The following is a 21,519-nucleotide window of genomic DNA, read 5'->3' as shown; positions in this document are numbered from 1 at the left end:
TTTGTAGGAAATTTCGTATAAATAGGCGGAATCAGACCATGAGAGTAAATGCTTTATACGATATTTCGTATAAACGGGATTATGCAGCCAGTTGTAGCAGAGGCTTTGTCCGAAAAAACGTATAAAAGAGTATACATAGGTATAAGCATAGGGATAGGGATAGGGACAGTGATAGGCAAATGCATACGTACAGACAAACATCTCACTACTTATCTACATCAGCGTATGCATAAGAAATTTGGGCGAAAAGGGGTGCTGCACCAAACACTACCTGTTTTCGTCCAACTTTTATTTTAGGGACTTATTCGATATTCCGCTTTGTTTGTGTAGTTACGCAGTCACCATCTCAACAACCATTTACTTGAATACTAATTCGATGACATTAGCATTCGCTGCAATTTTCCCGGGCAATTCGTTATAATACCGTCCACCTCTAAAGAAATTAACTTTCGCCACATCTTCTCACTATCTACTGTCCAAGGAAAAACTTTTTTATCAGCAGCTTTAGCTTTTTCCATATAAGCAGCTGTAACTAGGTTATAACGCGGATGGAGAGAGTATACTTCCACTCCTGCTTGCGCTTCAAATACTTCAAAACTAAATTGTGAATGATCATATAATAGACCGATTTGTATTTCGGGAACTAGCTTTTTGATATGTATGAGATAATTATAATCAAAAGAAGATATGACAACACGATTAATCCAATTGTTTGCCTGCAAAACTTTCACGATTCGCTTATTTATTTGAGGTAATTTCCCATGTTTAATTTCAACATTAAACATGATGTCTGCTGGTGTTGCATGCAATACCTCTTCTAGTAACGGAACATACTGACCAGCATACTTTTTGTGGAACCAGCTGCCAGCATCATATTGCTTGATCTTACTATAATGTAATGTTGCAATATCGCCTTTGCCATTAGTAGTCCGATCGAGTGTATCATCATGACAGACCACAATCTGTGCATCTTTTGTCATATGAACGTCCAGCTCTATCATTTGACACCCTTCATTTACCCCAAGAGCGAATGCAGCCATCGTATTTTCAGGAGCTACTTTAGAAGACCCTCGATGAGCTATAATTAATGGCTTCTTTAGCGTCATGTTCCCTGCCTCCAATATAACTTTTCATATTTTCAACTTTAACCACCTTAAATTGTGCCATAAACTTTATACATATTACAACTACTTATCCCACGAGTTCAACATAAATCGAAACGACCTTACTGAGCTATCAACTCTAAACAAATATACTAAACTAAATATAAACATAATTGATAATTTGATTAATAAAAACACATTTTTTAGTTGACAATACTTGTATTACCTGCGTATTATAGATTTATCGCGATAATGTAAACGCTATCTTTTTAATTTTTAGTGTATTTACTTCTTTTTGCAACTAAACTTTTTCACTTTTTTTCTATTTTTTTATTATATTATTAGAGGTGACTTAGATGAAATCATTAAAACAATTATTATTTACTACGATGATGGTAACGTTGCTCTTTGTAACAGCATGTTCTTCTGGAAGTGGACAAACAGGCAAGCAGCCTGACAACGGTAATGATAACGCTTCCACAGCATCAACTAATGAACAAAGCACAAACAAAGATAAGAACAAAGACAAAGTACAACTAAGAATTATGTGGTGGGGATCAGATACTAGGCATGAGGCAACGTTGAAAGTGATCGAGTTGTTCCAGCAAAAATATCCGCATATTACATTTAGTGAAGAATATTTAGGTAGTGATGGATATTGGGATAAGCTCAACATTTTAGTTGCCGGTGGAAATGCTCCAGATATTTTTCAACTAGGTAATAACTACCCTGATTATGTATCCAAGAATGCCTTACTTGATCTATCCCCTTACATAGGCAACCTTATTAAAGTAGACCATATCGATGAATCTATTATTGCAAGCGGCAAAATAGATGACCAATTTTATGGCATTAATCTCGGATCGAACGCACTAGGAGTTATTTATAACAAAGCACTTATAGAGCAATCCGGTTTGAATCCACCTTCCAAAGATTGGACATGGGAACAACTAGAGAAGTACCTACAACAATTAAATCAAGCATTACCAAACGTATTGCCCATGACCGATGTATCTAACAATCAGCACTTTATTAATCACTTTATTAGACAAAAAAGTCATGCCATTTACAAAGATGGTGCTATCAACTTCACAAAAGAAGATGTTATCGAGTGGTTTCAAATGTGGGAAAACTTCAGAGGAAAAGGTTTGATTTCTGACGCGCAAACGGCTGCCACTTATACAGAAACTGGACCAGACAAATCACTCCTTATAGAAGGAAAAGCAGTCATGACTGTTGCCTTCTCTAATCAATTAAAAGCTTATCAAGATCTATTACAAGATGAATTAGAAATGACCCTATTACCATTCGGCGGTGAAACGACAGGCATTTGGCTGCAACCAAGTCAGTTTATGTCTGTTAATAAAAATACGAAGCATCCAGAAGAAGCTGCTCTGTTTTTGGATTTTATCATTAATGATCCCGAAGCAACATTAATATTAGGGACGGAACGTGGTATTCCGGGCTCAGCGCAAGTAAGAGATGCGTTAAAAGAAAACGCCAGTAAAGTAGATTTGAAAGTATTTAACTTTATTGATGAAGCTATTGCCAATTCGAGAGAAATGGATCGTGAATTACCTAATGGCTCGGAATGGGCAAGTGTTCTATTAAATGCCGTCCAAAAAATTGCCTTTAAAACAACATCTATTGAAAATGCCGCACAAGAAGTGGTGAATGCTGCTGAACAAGCTTTGAAAAAATAACAGAAAGTAGGGAATTGATTTGAGTGAATCTACTATTGCTGTACCAATCAAACAATCGTCGAAACTTAAAAAGTGGTGGAAGAAAAACGCTATTCCCTATCTGTTTTTACTCCCTTGGTTCGGGGGACTGTTTTTACTTACCATTGGACCAATGTTCTATTCTTTATATTTATCGTTTACGCAATACAATATACTATCCCCGCCAACCTGGGTGGGGATCGACAATTATACTACAATGTTTCAAGATACGCGTTATATGCAATCCCTAAAAGTTACCTTTACATACGTTTTCGTATCTGTTCCGTTTAAGCTCATTTTTGCTTTACTAGTAGCTATGCTGCTAAATCGTGGGATGCGAGGGTTGTCCATTTATCGTACCATTTATTATATTCCTACTCTTTTAGGTGGAAGTGTTGCTATAGCAGTATTATGGAGAAAAATGTTCGGTTTAGATGGTGTAGTTAATCAATTTTTACTTTACTTCTTCGGCATTCAAGGAACTGACTGGATCGCAAATCCTAAAACATCGTTATACTCTATTATTTTATTATCTGTCTGGCAGTTTGGTTCCCAAATGATAATTTTTTTAGCAGGCTTAAAACAAATTCCAAGTGAATACTATGAAGCGGCACAAGTAGACGGTGCTAATCGTTTCCGTAGATTTTTATCAATTACACTTCCTATGCTAACACCGGTTATTTTGTTCAACGTCATCATGGGGCTCATTGGTGCTTTTCAAGCATTTACCCAATCTTTTATTATCAGTAGTGGCACAGGGGGACCAATTGATTCAACGTTATTCTATACACTCTATCTATACATGAAAGGGTTTTCATTTTTTGAAATGGGATATGCATCAGCTATGGCTTGGATGCTATTACTTATTATTGGTATACTAACAGCAATTATTTTTGGTTCTTCAAAATATTGGGTCAATTATGGGGATGGAGGGAATTAGCATGCAAATCACTCGACGGTGGAATTGGCTTAACCATGTAGTTGTTTTGCTTATTGGTCTTTTGATGCTCTACCCTATCCTTTGGTTAATCAGTAGTTCATTCAAACCATCTTATTTAATATTTTCAGATTTGCGACTTTGGCCTACAGAGGTAACTTTAGATAATTACAGCAAAGGTTGGGCAGGTATCGCTAGATTAAAATTTGGGACTTTTATTACCAATTCATTTGTAGTCGCTACGCTCAGTGTTATTGGAAATATTATCGGCTGTTCTTTAGCTGCGTATGCTTTCGGTCGTTTACAATTTTCACTAAAAAAATTATGGTTCGGTATTATGATGATTACAATTATGCTACCTTATCACGTTACAGTTATACCACAGTATATATTGTTTGAGAAAATAGGATGGATTAACAGTTACTTACCGCTTATTACACCAAAATTTTTAGCAACGGAAGCTTTCTATATTTTTCTAATGGTGCAGTTTGTACGTGGTTTGCCACGTGAACTAGATGAATCTGCTACGATTGACGGTTGTGGACCGATTCGTATTTTTTGGAATATTATTTTACCGTTGATGGTTCCCGCAATTATTACTACGTCGATCTTTACTTTTATGGGAGCGTGGGACGATTTCTTTAGTCAGCTATTATTTTTAAATTCGGCTAACAAATATACCATTCCTTTAGGTTTACGGTTGTTTATGGATGCCTCTGGTGCTTCATCGTGGGGTCCATTGTTGGCAATGTCTGTAGTTGCTCTCATACCATGTTTGCTTTTATTTTTCGCTTTACAAAAACACTTTGTTGAAGGGATTTCTACTACCGGTTTGAAAGGCTAACAAGTATACTCTACAGACAGCGCTACTCTTTAACTTTATATGACTAGGTGCTACACTTAAACTACTTATAAATGGATCAATCATTACTTTTAAGGGGTGCACCTTATGTTTACTTATCAAATAAAGAAAGAAAAGTTTACCACTTATGTTTTACAACATGCTTCACAGAACAGTTATATTGAAATAGTTCCTGAAAGAGGCGCAATTATTAGTTCCTATTTCCATCAAAATCAACAAATATTTTATATGGATCAAGAAACACTGGTGGATGAATCAACGAACATTCGTGGCGGTAATCCAATATTATTCCCGATTAGTAGTTACTTAGAGAACGAAACTTATTACTATAACGATGCTCCATACCAATTAAAACAACATGGTTTTGTTCGTCAATTGATAGCTAAAGTTACAGCTATAGAGGCAAATCAGCATTATGCTGCAATAACGCTGGACTTCACCCACACGGAAGCAACTTTAGAACGTTTCCCGTTCCAATTTAAGTTAACTATGAAGTATACATTAAATGAAAATGGCTTGTCTATTCAAGCAACAGTGAACAATCTAGACGACAAAACGATGCCTTTTTACTTGGGCTATCATCCGTATTTCTATGTTGCTGATAAGCAAGCACTAGAGCTACAAGTGCCCTCTTCTCATTATAACAATATGGTTTCTAATAGTATGGTGGACGGAAAGTTCCAACTAAATCAGACAGAATCAAATGCCATATTCGATCAGCTAGAAAATAACCAATGCCATATACTAGACCATGCTCGTGATCTAAAAATAACGTTAACTTCAGATGATGTTTTTCAGTACATCGTACTTTGGGCGTTGCAAGAAAAACCTTTCGTTTGTGTAGAGCCTTGGATGGCTCCAGTTAACGGTATGAACGTGAACAAAGGTGTGCAATATCTCGAAGCAGGTAGACAGCATACCTCAACTATTCATATTGCAGCAACGACTATCGATTAAATTACTGATGGTACTGACTGCTCCTACAAAATTAACCTATCGTCTATATCATGTATAGATGATAGGTTGTTGCTGATCACCTACTAAAACCGTCAAATCCAATGTAATATTCATCTGGTCTAATTGTTGGATAGCTTCAATTGTTTGTTGCTCTGCATGCCAAGCGAGCGGCGTCATCTGCAACAATTGATGGACCTGCGTTTGATTTAACGTTACCTGCTCTGTTACACGTTCGGATGCTATCAAGCGGAATTGATCAGCAAATTGTTGCTGAGAATCATCGCTTCCTTCATACTCTTGCTTCTCTGAAGCAACGAACAGCATTTTACGTAATTCATGCAAATAATGTTGTTCCGGAACTACCTTCACCACTAATCCATCTGGACGCAATATTCGTTTGAACTGCCCGTAGTGCGAAGGTGATAATATATTTAATATGATATCAAAAGTACGATCTTTCACCGGACACTGTGCCAAGTCTGCCACAAACCATGCTGCATCTAACTCATGCTTACATGCCAGCGCAATCCCTTCTTTTGCAATATCAAAACCAGCAAATATGGATGCCCGTTGCTCTATGTGAGGAGCGTCACTGGTGTGAGCTTCCGAAGATGTAGAAGTTTTTTCAGTCATTATATGTTGTAATTGCTCCTGTATACGTACTAATCGTGAGCCTTCCCCACATCCAACATCCAGTACGTTGGGCATTCTGTTTTTAGACATCCAATAACGATCAATCAAACGAGTAATACTCTGATCAAGTGGATCGAATAATCCACTCTCGCTAATTGCTTTTCGCGCATGGAATAATGATTTCGTATATTTAACAGTGGCCGGCTTTTTTAACACATTTACGTAGCCACCTCGTGCAATATCAAAGCTATGATGCTCGTCACAAACAAGACTATTTGCCTGTACTTTCATACTAGCCATACAAATTGGACAATGAAGCAACAAACTCAGTTTATCACTTTTTATTTTATTATTGCGACTTTGATATTCATTCATCGCCAGTCTCTCCCCTTGGTGAACTTTCTCACCATACTTTTCGTTTGCTAACAAATTAAGTTGAGCTTAATTATAGCACACCAAAGCAACTCATATGCAGCGCATTAAGTCTTTTAAAACGCATTCAACTAGCATATAATAGAGTATATCTTTAAAAAATTACAACTGTGCATGATACAATATGCAAATATTAGTGTAATAAGGACGGTAAAAATGAGCAGCAAAAACTCCAAAACAAACGTTATTTTAATTGGCGCCGGCATTATGAGTGCAACTTTAGGAGCACTTCTAAAACAATTAGTTCCCGAGTGGAACATTACAGTATTTGAACGACTAGCAACTGCAGGTGAAGAAAGCTCTAATGAGTGGAACAACGCTGGTACAGGGCATGCTTCCCTATGTGAACTTAACTATACGGTAGAAAAAGCTGATGGCTCTATCGATATTAGTAAAGCAATTGAAGTCAATGAAGAATTTCAAGTTTCTACTCAATTTTGGTCTTATTTAGTAAACAGCGGTCTTATTAAGAAACCGCAAGATTTCATTATGCCTATTCCTCATATGAGTATAGTTCATGGCGAAAAGAATGTCGCTTTTTTACGAAAACGATTTGCAGCTATGTCAGCTAACCCTTTATTTAACGGTATGGAGTTCTCTGACGATCCGACTAAACTTGCCGAATGGATTCCTGTCATCATGAATGGTCGTGTCTCTAAAGAGCCGATTGCTGCTACACGCATCGATTCCGGAACAGATGTCAATTTTGGTGCTTTAACAAGAATGTTATTCAAACAACTACAAGATGATGGCGTTAATATACACTACAAACATAACGTAGACGATTTAAAAAGAGATGCCAATGGCAATTGGAAATTGAAAATACGTAACTTAACGACTGGCTCTGTGGAACAACATGAAGCAAACTTCGTGTTTGTTGGTGGCGGTGGCGGTAGTATTCATTTACTACAGAAGTCCCGTATACCAGAAGGTAGAGGGATTGGCGGCTTTCCAGTTAGCGGTGTATTTATGGTGTGTAATAAGCAAGAAATTGCAGATCAACATCATGCCAAAGTATATGGAAAAGCTGCTTTAGGTGCACCACCGATGTCCGTTCCGCATTTGGATACGCGCTTTATCGATAACAAAAAAGCATTATTATTCGGTCCATTCGCAGGATTTACGCCTAAATTTCTTAAAAACGGCTCTTTGATGGACTTAATTACTTCTGTGAAAACAGATAACTTAACAACAATGCTTGCAGCAGGAGTCAAAAATCTGGGATTAACTAAATATTTGATCCAACAAGTATTACAATCCAAAGAAAAGCGAATGGAAGAATTAAGACAATTTGTTCCGAACGCCAAAAGTGAAGATTGGGATCTCGTAGTCGCAGGTCAACGGGTACAGATCATTAAAGACACACCTACCGGTGGTAAAGGTGTCTTGCAATTCGGTACGGAAGTCATTCACGCCGCAGACGGCTCTATCGCTGCTCTACTAGGCGCATCACCAGGAGCTTCAACAGCGGTATCAGTTATGTTGGAAGTCATTGAAAAATGCTTCCCTGGACATATAAAAGAGTGGGAACCAAAAATTAAACAAATGATTCCGTCTTACAAACAATCTTTACAGCATAATCCGCAATTAATTCAAATGATTCATCAATCAGCTGCTGAAACATTGCAATTGAATGCTACCAAAAAAAATCAAAATAGCCGTCTATAATTTTGCGGCACATAGTTGCTGCAACTATACGAACGGTGGTGTTCATGCGATATATGTTGATCTGGAACCATCATACAAGTGATTGTTTAGATGACATGACGCAACAGGAGAAAGTATTATACGAAATATCGTATAAATGAGCTTGGGTAGATGGTTGAAGAGTACGCTTTGTACTAAAATTCGTATAAACGAGCTTAGGCAGACGCTTGGAGCGAAGGATTTGTACGAAATATCGTATAAAAAGTCGTATGCAGCCGTTTGTACATAAGCTTTATACGATAAAACGTATAAAAAGACACGGGTAGCGGTCAAATAAATTGATATGGAGTCATACCAAAATCCCGCCAGTGAATGTTGTCTCGATAACGCCATTCTAAACGGGGATTTTGGCTATGGCTCTTTTTTTTCAAATCATATTTATTGCAATTCATCGTACTTATCCACTATCCAAATACGGTTGTTTTCATCAAAGTAATCCGCTATTTCAATATTTTACGATAAATATGCTTCATATCTTCTAGCGTTACTTCTTTAGGATTATTATTCAGCAATCGAGTTACTTTTGCCGCTGCACTAGCTAGTTGGTCAATATGTTGCTGCTGCACACCATAATCTGCTAAGTTTTGTGGAACATGTAGCTCTTTTGTCCACTGCACTATTTGATCAATTACAGCGGTTGCCGCTTGATTAGTATTAGCTACATTTGACGATAAACCTATTATTTTTGCCACTTCCATCAGCTGCGGTTCGATAGCATCTCTATTAAATTCCGTTACATGCGGCAACAACATCGCGTTTGCAACCCCATGCGTAATATGAAACATTCCTCCTAATGGATAAGCAAGAGCGTGAACAGCTGCTGTTCCAGAGCATGATAATGCCATTCCGCCATACATAGAACCAATAAGCATCTGCTCACGAGCTTTAATATTACTACCGTTATGGTATACTTCGGCAATACTATTGCTAATCAAGCGCATCGATTCCTTTGCATACGTATTGCTCATCACGTTAGCTTTATTCGATATAAACGATTCCAACGCATGCGTAAAAGCATCCATACCCGTTGCTGCTGTTATTGCAGCTGGTAAACCTACCGTTAATTGCGCATCTAATATAACGAGATCGGGATATAGATATGGACTAACTACAGCTACCTTCAACTGTTCATCTGGTAATGTCACAATAGCGTTAGGAGTAACTTCTGAGCCTGTTCCAGAAGTAGTTGGAATGAGTATGAGCGGCAAGCCTGGTTTCGTAACTAAATTCGTCCCTAACATCTGTCTAATCGACAATTCATTAGTAAACATCACCGCAATAATTTTGGCAGCATCCAGCACACTTCCACCACCTATTGCAATGATAACGTCATATTTCTCTTTTCGAATATCTTCAAATACAGCAGTTAACTGCGCATCCGTCGGCTCAGGAGCAATGGAAGTAATTACGTCACAGCTAATATCTTTCGCTTGTAAACTAGTAGTTATATTATCTAAATATCCTGCTCTTTGCATAGCTGGTTGAGATAGTATAAGGACACGTCGTACACGAGCAAACTTTTCCATATAATCTGCAAGTTTATGCACACTATGCAGTTCAGCTACAATTTGACCGGCAGTTTGAAACTGAAAATTATTCATTATTACAACCTCCAAAGTTCTCTACGTATAGAGCAGATAATAAAGTATTATGACATAACGTTAAATGTTGTATATAACAAAGTGATAGTTTTAAACCGCCTATTAGTTTTCACTAATAATGCGGTTACGTACATAGCTGTAGTATATCTACTATAGCCAAACTAAATAATTCCTTTATGTTCGTTAATGACTTCTAACAATCTACGCTTGGAATCTTCCAAATGTTCACGAAGTGCTTTTTTGACTGCATTTGTGTCCTTTTGTTTAATAACTTGAATAATGTGGCGATGTTGATTTTGAGCTACTTGTACCATCTCGCGTGAAACAATCGAAGATTTTAACGTAATATAGCGATAATTCATCGTGCGCAAATATATATCTATATTATTTTTATTTCCGCCTAGCTGCATAAATGCAATGTGAAACTGTAGGTTGTAATCTGCTTTCAAATATTCATCGTCCTTATTAGCAGCAATATCTTGTTCGGCAAAATCTAATATAGTCTCCATTCTGCTTATTCCCGCGGCTAATTCATTGCTTGGTAGATCAACAAGTTGATCTGCAACCCACAATTCTAGCATCAACCGAGTATCCATAATATTTAACACATCTTCTCGGTCAATAGCTACAACAAAAGTGCCTACTTTGGAAATAGTTTTTACTAATCCTTCCATCTCTAATCGATTCAACGCATCTCTTACTGGTGTTCGACTGACACCAAGTTGAATTGACAAGTCTGGTATAGATAGCTTCTGATTTGGAGCAAATTCACGACGAATAATACTTTCTTTCAACAACGCATAAGTCTTATCCCACAAATTTGATGTATCAATTTTGGGTAATTCCACCATGTATCACCTTTCAGATATGTTGTATACAACATTTAATGATGTTATAATATACACAAAACTTGAAAATTTCAACATTTTATGTTCTTTTTCTTCTATTTATCAAATCATACTTTGCAAGCATTTGTCAATGTATTCGTTGTAAGCGTTTTATGACATTTAGAAAGGAGCTTCACATGAGTAATCTAGCTATTATAGCAGATGATTTAACAGGGGCTAACGATAGTGGCGTTCAACTTGCTCGTCACGGTTTACAAACAGCGGTACTATTTGATCTTACATCTACTCCTATTCATCACTACGCAGCCATTGTCGTCGATACGGATAGTCGGAGTATCGCCTCTGCTGCTGCATACCAAAGAGTGCGACAAATGACGCAACAACTACTATCCGCCCAATTTACTACCATTTTCAAAAAAATCGATTCTACGATGCGTGGAAATATTGGTGCTGAGCTTGATGCGCTATACGATGTTTTACAGCCCGACTTTATGATGATTGCACCATCCTATCCACAAAACGAGCGTATTGTGAAGCAATCCGTTCATTATGTTGCTAATATTCCACTGGCGGAATCTGCCGCAGCACAAGATCCTAAAACACCTGTTACTTGCTCCCACTTGCCCAGTCTGCTGCAACAACAGACCAGTAAAAGTATAGGGACAATTACGCTAGATGACCTCCATCTTGGCTCACAACATATAGCTACAATTTTAAATCAATATAATAAACAAAATACTCCTTACATTATCATTGACGCAACCAATGATAGTCACTTGCAATCGATATTAACGATTTGCAAAAAACTACCCTATCGCTTTGTTTGGGCTGGATCTGCCGGAATAGCTAATCATTTACCTGATTTTTATAATATTCCAGCGAAATCTATCGTCCCAAATATACAGCATCAATCCCGTCCTAGCCTTACTATCATTGGGAGTATTCATCAACAAACGAGAGATCAATTGGAGCAATTAATAAAACAACCGAATATTATCACCATTCCTTTGACCTCTTACAAAGTTGTTGCTGATCAGCACACTGCGCAACAAGAAATAGCAAACGTTTATGATCAGGTCTACGAGCAAGCGCTAAAAGGACATGATATCGTTATCTATTCTACTGGTACACCAGCGGATGTCACCCTTGCTCGCCAAGTTGGAGAGCAAAGTAATTTATCCTTTACAGAAACGAGTAATAAAATAGTAGAAGCTCTCGGGAACGTCGGTGCAAAACTATTACAAACGAAACTATTTGGAAGCTTTATACTTAGCGGTGGTGACACAGCAAAACAACTGTGCAAGTATGCGCAAATTGATGGATTTGAGCTGATCGATGAGCTAGAAAGTGGCGTGCCTATCGGTCGATTTATAAATAGTAGTAGTCAGGAATACGTCATTACAAAATCTGGTGGTTTCGGATCAAATCAAATATTAGTACAAGCCATTAAAACGTTGAGAGGTGAACGATATTGAAAAAACCAATTATCGCCATTACGATGGGAGACGCCGCAGGAATAGGTCCCGAAATTATAGTAAAAGCATTGTATTACAAAGATGTTTTTGAAAAATGCCGTCCTCTCGTGTTCGGTGATGCCAACATATTAAAGCGAATATTGCCAATTGTAAATGTAGATGTAGATGTACATCCCATTACAGACGTTACACAGGCTACCTTTAAGCATGGCACTATCGACGTTATAGATTTAAACCTGCTACCCGCAGACATACCTTTTGGACAAGTATCGGGACAAGCTGGAAATGCAGCCTATCATTACTTAGCGACTGCTGTTTCATTTGCTCAAAAGAAATGGGTCGATGCTATTTGTACAGCTCCACTTAATAAAGAAGCGCTTCATCTTGGCGGGCATTTGTTTCCTGGACATACAGAAATATTAGCTCATCTAACTCACACAGAAGATTTCTCTATGATGTTAACAACGCCCAGCTTACGAGTTATTCATTTGACGACTCACTTAGGTTTAATAGATGCTATAGCTAGTATTAATCCAGAAAGAACCTATAAAGTTATCCGTCTCGCTCATGACACACTCGTTAACGCAGGCTTTACTCATCCTAAAATCGCGGTTTGTGGTATCAATCCTCATGCTGGTGAAAATGGGTTGTTCGGCTATGGGGAAGAAGAAGAGAAGTTGCTTCCTGGTATCAAACAAGCGCAATTAGAAGGTATCGAAGTATCAGGACCTTGGCCGGCGGATACTTTATTCTTCCGAGCAGGAAGAGGCGATTTTGACATCGTTGTTGCTTGTTACCACGATCAAGGGCATGTGCCAATCAAAGTGATGGGCATTGAAGATGGCGTCAATATAACTGTTGGATTAAAAGGTGGCATTATTCGTACTTCTGTAGACCATGGAACGGCCTTCGATATAGCAGGTAAAAATATAGCTGATGAAAAAAGTATGTTAGCAGCTATACAAGCTGCAATTGAACTCGCGCCAAAATAACATACCTCTGTGGAACTTATAATAGTTATTAAACTTCACTACGTAAGTTTACTAACATATATCAGTGTACATAACTGTAAAGATGATAGCAGCCAAACATAATATACTTTATAATAGAATAGGTAGCTAGCATGATAATAATGTACACTGGAGCTGTAAAAGCAAATGGCAAATGATAATAAACTATTACGAAGTGAAAGTATATACCAAGTCATTCGTGAACGCATTTTGAACGGTGATTATTCTCCTGGAGAGCGATTGCTCGTTTTGGATATTGCCAAAGAATTTGAAGTCAGTCAATCACCAGTCCGTGAAGCGCTAGAACGGCTAAAACAAGAAGGCTTAACGGTTAGTGTTAAAAATAAAGGGTCTGTCGTCTCCAAAATCAACTTACAAGAAGTAAAAGATAGTTATCAGTTACGGGAAATATTAGAGGAATACGCTCTTCGATATTATTTGAAGCATAAACCAAAAAGTAATCTAGAGCAGCTAGAACGCATTTATACGGATATGCAGGCTGCCGCTACAAATAACGATATGCTCGAACTTATCGATCTCGATATGCAGTTTCATCAATTTTTCTTTGAACAGTGTAATAACGGCCAGTTACTAAAAGTTTGGGAAAATATAAAGTTTATTATGACCAGATTCGTCGTCACAACCAACAAACGTTTTTTTCCTGACTTAGAGTCCGTTGTCCGTACCCATCAAGCTTTAATTAACAGTTTACGCCATTATGAACCTAGTCAAGAAGATGCGGTAGTAGAACTCTTTATTAGTCATATTAAAGAAGTCTGGCAGAAAATAGAGCAAGTAAAATAAACAGCTGCGAACAAGAAGAACAGTAACCCCTTTGTGGGATAACTGTTCTTCTTTTTATCGTATTCAATTCGTAATACAAATTATAAAATACTATTTTTAACGTAAACTTAATACAGCACTAATAACATAACTAGCTTCTTTGGATAGTAATTAATTAATCATCTTCACAAGATCGTTACAACTTATTTATGATACTTCATTCCTTGATTAATCGTAACAGCCCGATACACTTGTTCAGCTAGTACAAGCCGCATCAGTTGATGTGGCAAGGTCATCCGACCAAAACTAAGTTTTTGCTGGACACGCGCCAATACAGAAGGAGATAACCCTGTACTTCCACCAATGACAAATACAATATGACTTCGACCATAAGTAGCAAGGTCTGCTAGCTGATCTGCCAGTTGTTCACTCGACCACAATTCTCCATCCAACGTTAACGCAATAACATAAGCATCTGGTTTCAATTGTGCAAGTATTCGTTCTCCTTCTTTCTCCCTTACTTGTATTTCTTCTTTCTCACTCAAAGAATCTGGTGCTTTCTCATCGGCAACTTCGGTAATGGCAAATTTAATATACGGAGCAAGGCGCTTCGTATATTCTGCAATACCAAGCGCCAAAAATTTTTCTTTAATTTTTCCTACCGCTATCATTTGAATATGCATAGATTATAACTCTCGCTTCCATATTGTTTCTTATTACACAACCAAATATTGTGCTAACTGCTCACAAAAGTGACATTGCAGAGGTGGGTCCCAATCCGAAAAACTTGTTTCTTTCAAATCAACTACATCCGGTGCATCTTCATATTCATCGACAAATCGTTCCAAAGCAAATTCTATACAAGGTTTACAAACACAATACATACGTACACTCGCTTTCCTTCATTTTATAATTTTTGAAGAAGTCAACCATTATTGATCATCTGCTGTTTTATCTTCTAATTGAATAGACATCGTTTTTAACTTCCCCGCCCGATAAAAACTAACGTCAACCATCTCACCGATTTTCTTCTTATTATACAAATATTTGCGCAATTCACGTGTGCTTTTAATCGCAAGTTGATCTAGCTTCACAATTATATCATCATTTTTCAAACCAGCTTTCATAGCAGGTCCTACCGCTTCTAACACAATCACACCATGTAATATTTCTTCCGGCACTTGTTGATCCTGCAGCTTAAACTCATCTCTCCAATAATGTTCCAGATCGATAGTGCTTACTCCTAAGTACGGTCGAGACACATAGCCTTGTTTAATAATACTCGCTATTATCGGTTTAGCATTATTAATTGGAATAGCATAACCGATACTTTCTACTCCAAAATCAGCAATTTTCATCGTATTAATTCCAATAACTTTTCCTGAAAAATCTATAAGCGGACCACCGCTATTGCCTTCGTTAATCGCAGCATCTACTCTAATCACTTCTTGTTCCCAATCATACATATCATTTTGACTTAACGATACTGGTATTATTTCACGGGTAACGCTAACTACACCAAACGTAATTGCTTCTCCCATACCGAGTGGGTTACCCATCGCCATAACAAATTGTGCAGCTTGCACAGCGGAGGAATCTCCTAGCTCAGCGACAAACTCAATGTTGCTTCCATCTATTTCTAAAACCGCTAAATCCGTAATAATATCTGTTCCAACCATCCGAGCTTGTTTTACTTCACCAGTCGTTAATACAACCTTCACATTATCAGCATCCGCTGTTACGTGATGATTGGTTACAATATATGCTTTGTCGGCTTGTTTCTCAATAATGACTCCTGAACCTACTCCCGCTTCACGCAGTACACCACTTTCTAGTTCTGGATCAATTTTTTGGGGATCAACACCAGCACTAAACATTTGCTCATTAATAATACTGACAACTGCTGGACGGACCTTACTGGTCGCCGCTATAGCAGCACCTGAAACATCTGTTGAAGTCGTAACCGGTTGACTTTGGTTGCTCCATATATTAGCTCCTATAGTTAAAAATATAGCAGTTACTATTATTGCGCTAGATAAAGAAGTTAATATAACTAAACGTAATGTCTTTCGATTAGTCGAATAATGACTTGAGCGTATCCATCTTATACGCTTTTTAGTCGTTCTCTCCGTAGCATTTTTTTTGGAAACTTTGGTCGAATAGAAATCATCATCGAAAAAGCTCATCCAATCGCCTCTCTCCCAGGTCCGCATAAATGTGATCTAACGCTCATATAATCATTCCCATGGGGAATATTATACTATGGATATGACTACACTATGACTAGACTTTCTTTCTCCAACTTATTTATTTTAATTTACTATATCGATAAGGAGCTCAAACTTATGCAAATACCTTCTGCACCAACCGCTTGGCAGTACGTAGAACTAGTTGCACAACTGGCAGATTTAAAAAATGAAAACTATCAGTTACTATTAACGCTAAGTACTATGATTGAATTACTTCATGAAAAAGGAATTATATTAAACTCTGAACTTAATGAAAGAATCATTCATGTAGATCAGCAATTGGACAATTTATTTACGATAATTGATGATGGTAAACTGCAATACTAGCATGATTGTACACGAACATTGCCCGAAAAACGACCATTTATTTTTGACTAACAACATCCCATGCTGTTGGGCGATCATGATAAGTAGCTCGCAGTGGAAATTCTTCCTGTTTATAAAACATGCCATGATTCTCTAATATATTATTGACCGTCAACATAGCCAGATCCATCTGGTTATGATCCAAGCTCAAATGAGCTAAGTATACTCGTTTTGTTCGATCCGTCATTAATTGGGGCAGTGCTTCCCCCGCTGCTACGTTAGATAAATGGCCTACATCACTTAGTATCCGTTGTTTAATACTCCAAGGGTATCTTCCCACTCGCAACATTTCTGTATCGTGGTTAGACTCTAGCACTAGCACATCAGAATCATATATTTGTTTTCTCACTCGTTCACTTATATAACCAAGATCTGTGGCTAAACTTAATTTAACCCCTTCTTCTACAAAACAATAACCAACGGGCTCCACAGCATCATGTGAAATTGGGTAAGAGTTCACCTGCATATTTCCAAACGTAATCTGCTCTCCCGTTTCCATAATATTACGCTGCTGTGGAGTAATTTTTCCTAGATGTTTTTCCATTGCACCCCAAGTAGCATCATTAGCGAAAATTGGTAACTCATGCTTTCTAGCAAATGCCCCCAATCCTTTGATATGATCCGAATGTTCGTGTGTTACTAATAATGCATCAATCTGATGCCCAGCTATCCCTTGTTCCTGTAATAAGCTATCTAATCTTTTGGCACTTAACCCCGCGTCGATTAAAATCGTATGACTTGCACCTTGCACAACTGTGGCATTCCCCGTAGACCCGCTGCCGAGTACTGTAAATCGCAATCCCATAATTTTTGTTTCCTACCCTTTCCCCGCCTAATTGCTGCTTATCATCATTCTATCATTGCTTTACTTCATCGAAACCGACAGACTGTTCAACAGCATCGGTTGTAACCTCACCACTTATAGCATTTACATAAAATACTTTCCCATCTTCTAACATTACTCGCCATGTTGGTGCTGACACTTGCTTATCTGAATCAAATACTTGACCATGATAACCGAGTTGAATATCTGATATCGTCGTTCCATCTTCCAAGTACGTTTCGATAAGACTTGCAATAATTTTGGATGCTGGTATCACTTGTTTCGCTTCACCAGTACTAACCAATTCCATTCTTTCTTGTTGAAATCCTGTAATTTTCAAATTACTATTAAATAGTTCTAACTTCACGTTAAACATCGGGTAACCATCTACTGTCCGATATAAGACGAACACCCCATCGCGACTACTCGGCAAATCGTATACGTACTTATTTAAATCGTCAATTTGATCACTGAGTTCTTTCACTAACTCCGTTTTTGAAAAGACAAGCGCACTATTAACCGGATGAGCTAGCTTTACTTTTTTTATGCCCCCGTCATGATGACCACGCAATATATAAGTCAAATCTGCTAGTTCAGGAGTGTGAATTGGTAAATTGGCAGCTAGTGAAATTCGCTTTTGCTGCATCAACTGTAATTTGTCAGGTGGCAATTCTGCCGAATCTACACTTTCATACAGTCCCTCTCGCACATCCGTCCAAATATTATAGCCTAGCAATACATTTAACAATAAAAACGCAAATATTAACACACTTTTCGCTCGACCCCAATCCACGCTCCCACCCCCTTATCACTCTTACTGTTTGTTAATCCGTTGTCTCTGATTCAGCCGTTTGCTTTTGTGGAACATATCCTTCAGGATAAGCTTCCGCAAAAACATCTTCCGATCCATCTTTTAATTTAACAGCCCATACCGGATTAAATTGTAGTCGATTGTTTTCAATAGGAACTGCTTTTAACGCTGGATAAAGAGCAATAACCTCTGAACGTCGAGCGTAATTTTTCAAATATTTTTTTAACGTTTCTCCGGCTGGTAACCATTTGGCAACCCTTTGTTCCGCATTAGCGTCAAGAGTAATTAACGACCGTACATATTCTGTCACAACACCTTGCTGTAACAATAAACGCATATGTCCATAACGAAAAGGAGATAAGTCGACCACAGGATATTGCTCAATATATTTGCGAAAACGTACATACTTAGCTTCAGCCTCTGTACTGGCATGTAACAATTGATAAGTGCCATCCCAGCCACCATACTGATTCACAAACTCAACAGAAGCATACACATTTTCATTTGCACTATTTTGCGTACTAGGAGTAGCTGCAGAATTGGTAAAGTTAATCCACATACCGTTTTGTTCAATTTGTAATCCTCGTTTACCATCCGTAAACAATAGAGAGCCACTTCGATCTTCTACAGCCAAAATAGTACTTGGATCAAAGAACAAACTACGTTGCATCTGCTCTGGAGAATACAATTCATATCCAAACGTCAATTCATTTGCTTGAATAGGATCGATAGGAATATATAACTCCCCAGCTATCATTTCGTAATGCGGCAAATACTGCCCAAAACCAACATAGTCTTGCACATCACGAACAGTTAAATCCGCACGAACAGATTCGTACATCGTCTTACCATCACTACTAAAGAAAAATGTACGTACTTCTTCTGTATCTGCTACTTTGTATATCCAAATCCGATCAATTTTTTCATTCAAAAATAACAAATCGCCTTCAAGCTTCAGTATCTTTTGTAGCAGTTCCACCGCAATTCCATTCGCAAACCGTAATTCCAAACCGATATCATTTTTGCGTACTTCATTCCAATCAACAGTTGACACCGGAGTACGTTGAAATCCTTTAAATTCACGTCCCATAATTCGTTGTTTCAATATCATCTCGTAAAACTGTGTACTAGGGTCCAAAACTGTATGTTTGTTATTACCCAAATGAATAATAATATTTTCAGGGAAGATCATATTTTCTATACTAGCCGGCTCTCCAATAAGCTCTGCATTAACATAGTCCAAATCACTTCGTACCGTCGTACCAATACCTGGCATGCGATATACGAGAAAATAACTTTGTAACAAACTAAGTGCAACCAAAAATATTAACGCACCTGTTTTCAGTTTTTCGATCATGCCCGATCTCCTCCTTCTTGCAACAATGGGAGATTCATCGTGACGGTAGTTCCTTCATTTAACACTGAATCTAACGAAATCGAACCACCATGAGCCTTTACAATTTCCCGGGCAATGGACAATCCTAGCCCCGTACCACCCATATTCCGTGATCTTGCTTTGTCCACGCGATAAAAACGTTCGAAAATTTTGCTCAAATCTTTACGTGGAATACCAATGCCTGTATCTTGCACACTAATTTGCAGATCTGATATTAGAGCGGAACGTTTTGCTGACAAATAAATGGCTCCTCCATCAAGCGTATACTTGATCGCATTGGACATTAAATTATCTAGCACCTGATCAATCTGATCACGATCCAACCAAGCCGTTTTTAACCCTCGTTCTACAGATACGTAGGTTTGAATCGATTTTTGGTGTAGCTGAAAGGAAAAACGATCTGCTACTTCATCGAGCATATCGTGAAGATTGATACGTTGTTTACGCAAAGAGCTTGTATTGGAGTCTAAACGCGAAAGATGAAGTAAATCCGTTACTAAGCGAATCATTCTTTCCGTTTCATTGCTAATGACACCGACAAATCGCTCCGCTAATTGTTCTTCTTCTAGTGCTCCATCCTGCAATGCTTCAGCATAACTTTTAATCGTTGTTAACGGCGTGCGAAGTTCATGTGACACGTTAGCAACAAACTGCTTCCTTGACTGTTCCAGCTTTTCTTGCTCGGTAACATCTTGAATAACTGCAATCATACCAACTATTCCTGTTTCTCGACGATGAATAGGATTAAACGTCAAACGTAGCATACCTGGTTCTTTTACATCGTCACCATCCGCTTCGTCGTCACCTGTTACTATATAGGTTTGCCCTCTTGCCTGCATAAGTTCATTCAACTTATGAGGTGTAATGGATAGTAGCTCAGACAACTGCATACCTTCACACTTCTTTATTTGCAGTAATTCTAGCGCTCGCTGATTCCAAACGATAATTTCTCCTTGTTCATCAGCTGCAAGCACACCATCACTCATATTAGACAGAATAGAAACCAGCTTTTCTTTTTCTTCTTCATTAATAGACAATGCTTCCTTCAAACGAACAGTCATATCATTAAAGGCCATACTCAACCTGCCAATTTCGTCGTCTCCAAGCACTGGAGCTTGCAAATCAAAGTTCCCTTCTGCAACTGCTTCCGCCTGCTTCGTGAGCCCTTTAATCGGACTTGTAATCGTATGAGCAAGTACGACACCAAGTAAGCCTGTCATCGTTAACGCAATGAAAATACCGGAAATAAATATTTGATTTACGCGACTTACTGTTTCATATAATTCTGTCATAGAAGCAACAACATAGACGGCTCCCACCACTTTGTCATTATAAACAACAGGCTGAGCAATCACTTTCTTGCGAATATGATCATCATCCATAATTTCTTGCTCATTATCGGATATATTTTGCAATGCCCTACTAACAGCTAGGGAACGATTTTTCTTCCCAATATTAGACTGATGCACCTGCAACGACGTAGCGATGATTCTACCGTTAAAATCAAGCACTTGTACTTCCGTCCCACTTATACTAAACAAGTTCCTTACAACCAAGTTCAAGTCTTCCGTTGTACTATCTGTAGAATCGGCTTCAGCCTCTACATGCGGAGAGAGGCTGGGTGCGGCAAACTTAGCCAATATATCCGATTGTTCTTTTAAATTGCTTGTGAAGTTAGTAATCAATGATTGTTTAACCGTACTAATAAAATAAACTCCGATCACTTGCATCGCAACCAAAATAAGTAACAAATAAATAATAACTAGCTTAACTTGAATCGTACGGAAAAAGCTAGATAACTTCAT

At 38.0% G+C, this 21,519-nt stretch carries 20 protein-coding genes; 9 read left to right on the top strand and 11 right to left on the bottom strand.

The annotated features are described in order from the left end of the window. Positions 1 to 368: 368 nt before the first annotated feature. Positions 369 to 1,106, bottom strand: a complete 738-nt coding sequence (locus ACFSTH_RS17930) for a glycerophosphodiester phosphodiesterase (RefSeq protein WP_377774641.1) — start codon at positions 1,104 to 1,106, stop codon at positions 369 to 371. 353 nt (positions 1,107 to 1,459) lie between these two features. Between ACFSTH_RS17930 and ACFSTH_RS17925 the strand changes: the two genes are divergently transcribed. From ACFSTH_RS17925 to ACFSTH_RS17910, 4 genes are all read left to right on the top strand, one after another. After that, positions 1,460 to 2,806 (top strand): ABC transporter substrate-binding protein, encoded by a 1,347-nt coding sequence (locus ACFSTH_RS17925; RefSeq protein WP_377774639.1) that lies wholly within the window; start codon positions 1,460 to 1,462, stop codon positions 2,804 to 2,806. Positions 2,807 to 2,825: 19 nt separating this feature from the next. After that, positions 2,826 to 3,764, top strand: coding sequence for a carbohydrate ABC transporter permease (locus ACFSTH_RS17920; protein ID WP_377774637.1), 939 nt, complete (start codon positions 2,826 to 2,828; stop codon positions 3,762 to 3,764). A 1-nt stretch (position 3,765) separates the two neighbouring features. Further along, positions 3,766 to 4,605 carry a carbohydrate ABC transporter permease gene (locus ACFSTH_RS17915; RefSeq protein WP_377774635.1) on the top strand — a complete coding sequence of 280 codons (840 nt, stop codon included), beginning with the start codon at positions 3,766 to 3,768 and terminating at the stop codon, positions 4,603 to 4,605. A gap of 105 nt (positions 4,606 to 4,710) precedes the next feature. Further along, positions 4,711 to 5,580 carry an aldose epimerase family protein gene (locus ACFSTH_RS17910; protein ID WP_377774633.1) on the top strand — a complete coding sequence of 290 codons (870 nt, stop codon included), beginning with the start codon at positions 4,711 to 4,713 and terminating at the stop codon, positions 5,578 to 5,580. Between the two features lie 48 nt (positions 5,581 to 5,628). Here ACFSTH_RS17910 and ACFSTH_RS17905 read toward each other — a convergent pair whose 3' ends face one another. Continuing rightward, positions 5,629 to 6,588 carry a putative RNA methyltransferase gene (locus tag ACFSTH_RS17905; protein WP_377774631.1) on the bottom strand — a complete coding sequence of 320 codons (960 nt, stop codon included), beginning with the start codon at positions 6,586 to 6,588 and terminating at the stop codon, positions 5,629 to 5,631. A gap of 171 nt (positions 6,589 to 6,759) precedes the next feature. Here ACFSTH_RS17905 and ACFSTH_RS17900 point away from each other — a divergent pair, with 171 nt between their 5' ends. Further along, the gene (locus ACFSTH_RS17900; protein WP_377774629.1) at positions 6,760 to 8,313 is read left to right on the top strand and encodes a malate:quinone oxidoreductase; all 1,554 of its coding nucleotides are present in this window, start codon (positions 6,760 to 6,762) and stop codon (positions 8,311 to 8,313) included. Between the two features lie 479 nt (positions 8,314 to 8,792). Here ACFSTH_RS17900 and ACFSTH_RS17895 read toward each other — a convergent pair whose 3' ends face one another. Beyond that, the gene (locus tag ACFSTH_RS17895; protein WP_377774789.1) at positions 8,793 to 9,956 is read right to left on the bottom strand and encodes an iron-containing alcohol dehydrogenase; all 1,164 of its coding nucleotides are present in this window, start codon (positions 9,954 to 9,956) and stop codon (positions 8,793 to 8,795) included. Positions 9,957 to 10,114: 158 nt separating this feature from the next. After that, positions 10,115 to 10,804 (bottom strand): GntR family transcriptional regulator, encoded by a 690-nt coding sequence (locus ACFSTH_RS17890; protein ID WP_377774627.1) that lies wholly within the window; start codon positions 10,802 to 10,804, stop codon positions 10,115 to 10,117. Positions 10,805 to 10,977: 173 nt separating this feature from the next. Here ACFSTH_RS17890 and ACFSTH_RS17885 point away from each other — a divergent pair, with 173 nt between their 5' ends. The 3 genes from ACFSTH_RS17885 (at position 10,978) to ACFSTH_RS17875 (ending at position 14,090) form a co-directional block, all read left to right on the top strand. Next, a complete protein-coding gene (locus tag ACFSTH_RS17885; RefSeq protein ID WP_377774625.1) occupies positions 10,978 to 12,276 on the top strand; it encodes a four-carbon acid sugar kinase family protein in 1,299 nt (432 codons plus the stop codon). Next, entirely contained in the window at positions 12,273 to 13,268 is a 996-nt protein-coding gene (gene pdxA, locus ACFSTH_RS17880; protein ID WP_377774623.1) for a 4-hydroxythreonine-4-phosphate dehydrogenase PdxA, read from the top strand. Before ACFSTH_RS17885 ends, pdxA begins: the two co-directional genes overlap by 4 nt. A gap of 165 nt (positions 13,269 to 13,433) precedes the next feature. Further along, positions 13,434 to 14,090, top strand: a complete 657-nt coding sequence (locus ACFSTH_RS17875) for a GntR family transcriptional regulator (protein WP_377774621.1) — start codon at positions 13,434 to 13,436, stop codon at positions 14,088 to 14,090. Between the two features lie 182 nt (positions 14,091 to 14,272). Here the strand turns inward: ACFSTH_RS17875 and rlmH are convergent, their stop codons facing one another. The 3 genes from rlmH to ACFSTH_RS17860 are packed head-to-tail and all read right to left on the bottom strand — an operon-like array spanning position 14,273 to position 16,255. Next, positions 14,273 to 14,752, bottom strand: a complete 480-nt coding sequence (gene rlmH, locus ACFSTH_RS17870) for a 23S rRNA (pseudouridine(1915)-N(3))-methyltransferase RlmH (RefSeq protein ID WP_377774619.1) — start codon at positions 14,750 to 14,752, stop codon at positions 14,273 to 14,275. 33 nt (positions 14,753 to 14,785) lie between these two features. Next, positions 14,786 to 14,953, bottom strand: coding sequence for a CxxH/CxxC protein (locus ACFSTH_RS17865; protein ID WP_377774617.1), 168 nt, complete (start codon positions 14,951 to 14,953; stop codon positions 14,786 to 14,788). A gap of 48 nt (positions 14,954 to 15,001) precedes the next feature. Continuing rightward, entirely contained in the window at positions 15,002 to 16,255 is a 1,254-nt protein-coding gene (locus ACFSTH_RS17860; RefSeq protein WP_377774615.1) for a S1C family serine protease, read from the bottom strand. Between the two features lie 159 nt (positions 16,256 to 16,414). Between ACFSTH_RS17860 and ACFSTH_RS17855 the strand changes: the two genes are divergently transcribed. Then, positions 16,415 to 16,645 (top strand): hypothetical protein, encoded by a 231-nt coding sequence (locus ACFSTH_RS17855; RefSeq protein WP_377774613.1) that lies wholly within the window; start codon positions 16,415 to 16,417, stop codon positions 16,643 to 16,645. Between the two features lie 37 nt (positions 16,646 to 16,682). On the opposite strand, the gene ACFSTH_RS17850 is transcribed toward ACFSTH_RS17855, so the two are convergent. The 4 genes from ACFSTH_RS17850 to walK are packed head-to-tail and all read right to left on the bottom strand — an operon-like array spanning position 16,683 to position 21,519. After that, positions 16,683 to 17,489, bottom strand: coding sequence for an MBL fold metallo-hydrolase (locus ACFSTH_RS17850; RefSeq protein ID WP_377774611.1), 807 nt, complete (start codon positions 17,487 to 17,489; stop codon positions 16,683 to 16,685). 52 nt (positions 17,490 to 17,541) lie between these two features. Beyond that, a complete protein-coding gene (yycI, locus tag ACFSTH_RS17845; protein ID WP_377774609.1) occupies positions 17,542 to 18,300 on the bottom strand; it encodes a two-component system regulatory protein YycI in 759 nt (252 codons plus the stop codon). A gap of 31 nt (positions 18,301 to 18,331) precedes the next feature. Further along, complete coding sequence (locus ACFSTH_RS17840; RefSeq protein ID WP_377774607.1) at positions 18,332 to 19,675, bottom strand: YycH family regulatory protein; 1,344 nt, start codon at positions 19,673 to 19,675, stop codon at positions 18,332 to 18,334. After that, positions 19,672 to 21,519, bottom strand: coding sequence for a cell wall metabolism sensor histidine kinase WalK (walK, locus tag ACFSTH_RS17835; protein ID WP_377774788.1), 1,848 nt, complete (start codon positions 21,517 to 21,519; stop codon positions 19,672 to 19,674). The genes ACFSTH_RS17840 and walK overlap by 4 nt, the downstream gene beginning before the upstream one ends.

Source organism: Paenibacillus yanchengensis, from assembly GCF_042684845.1.
Lineage (GTDB): Bacteria > Bacillota > Bacilli > Paenibacillales > Paenibacillaceae > Pristimantibacillus > Pristimantibacillus yanchengensis.
The sequence above is the reverse complement of the archived record's forward strand: the minus strand, read 5'-3'. Positions and strand labels throughout refer to the sequence as shown.

What these genes read in the sequence shown, in the direction of transcription:
- ACFSTH_RS17930 (WP_377774641.1), bottom strand. Translation starts at nt 1,106, where the DNA reads ATGACGCTAAAGAAGCCATTAATTATAGCTCATCGAGGGTCTTCTAAA.
- ACFSTH_RS17925 (WP_377774639.1), top strand. Translation starts at nt 1,460, where the DNA reads ATGAAATCATTAAAACAATTATTATTTACTACGATGATGGTAACGTTG.
- ACFSTH_RS17915 (WP_377774635.1), top strand. Translation starts at nt 3,766, where the DNA reads ATGCAAATCACTCGACGGTGGAATTGGCTTAACCATGTAGTTGTTTTG.
- ACFSTH_RS17910 (WP_377774633.1), top strand. Translation starts at nt 4,711, where the DNA reads ATGTTTACTTATCAAATAAAGAAAGAAAAGTTTACCACTTATGTTTTA.
- ACFSTH_RS17905 (WP_377774631.1), bottom strand. Translation starts at nt 6,588, where the DNA reads ATGAATGAATATCAAAGTCGCAATAATAAAATAAAAAGTGATAAACTG.
- ACFSTH_RS17900 (WP_377774629.1), top strand. Translation starts at nt 6,760, where the DNA reads ATGATACAATATGCAAATATTAGTGTAATAAGGACGGTAAAAATGAGC.
- ACFSTH_RS17890 (WP_377774627.1), bottom strand. Translation starts at nt 10,804, where the DNA reads ATGGTGGAATTACCCAAAATTGATACATCAAATTTGTGGGATAAGACT.
- ACFSTH_RS17885 (WP_377774625.1), top strand. Translation starts at nt 10,978, where the DNA reads ATGAGTAATCTAGCTATTATAGCAGATGATTTAACAGGGGCTAACGAT.
- ACFSTH_RS17875 (WP_377774621.1), top strand. Translation starts at nt 13,434, where the DNA reads ATGGCAAATGATAATAAACTATTACGAAGTGAAAGTATATACCAAGTC.
- rlmH (WP_377774619.1), bottom strand. Translation starts at nt 14,752, where the DNA reads ATGCATATTCAAATGATAGCGGTAGGAAAAATTAAAGAAAAATTTTTG.
- ACFSTH_RS17865 (WP_377774617.1), bottom strand. Translation starts at nt 14,953, where the DNA reads ATGTATTGTGTTTGTAAACCTTGTATAGAATTTGCTTTGGAACGATTT.
- ACFSTH_RS17860 (WP_377774615.1), bottom strand. Translation starts at nt 16,255, where the DNA reads ATGAGCTTTTTCGATGATGATTTCTATTCGACCAAAGTTTCCAAAAAA.
- ACFSTH_RS17855 (WP_377774613.1), top strand. Translation starts at nt 16,415, where the DNA reads ATGCAAATACCTTCTGCACCAACCGCTTGGCAGTACGTAGAACTAGTT.
- ACFSTH_RS17850 (WP_377774611.1), bottom strand. Translation starts at nt 17,489, where the DNA reads ATGGGATTGCGATTTACAGTACTCGGCAGCGGGTCTACGGGGAATGCC.
- ACFSTH_RS17840 (WP_377774607.1), bottom strand. Translation starts at nt 19,675, where the DNA reads ATGATCGAAAAACTGAAAACAGGTGCGTTAATATTTTTGGTTGCACTT.
- walK (WP_377774788.1), bottom strand. Translation starts at nt 21,519, where the DNA reads ATGAAGTTATCTAGCTTTTTCCGTACGATTCAAGTTAAGCTAGTTATT.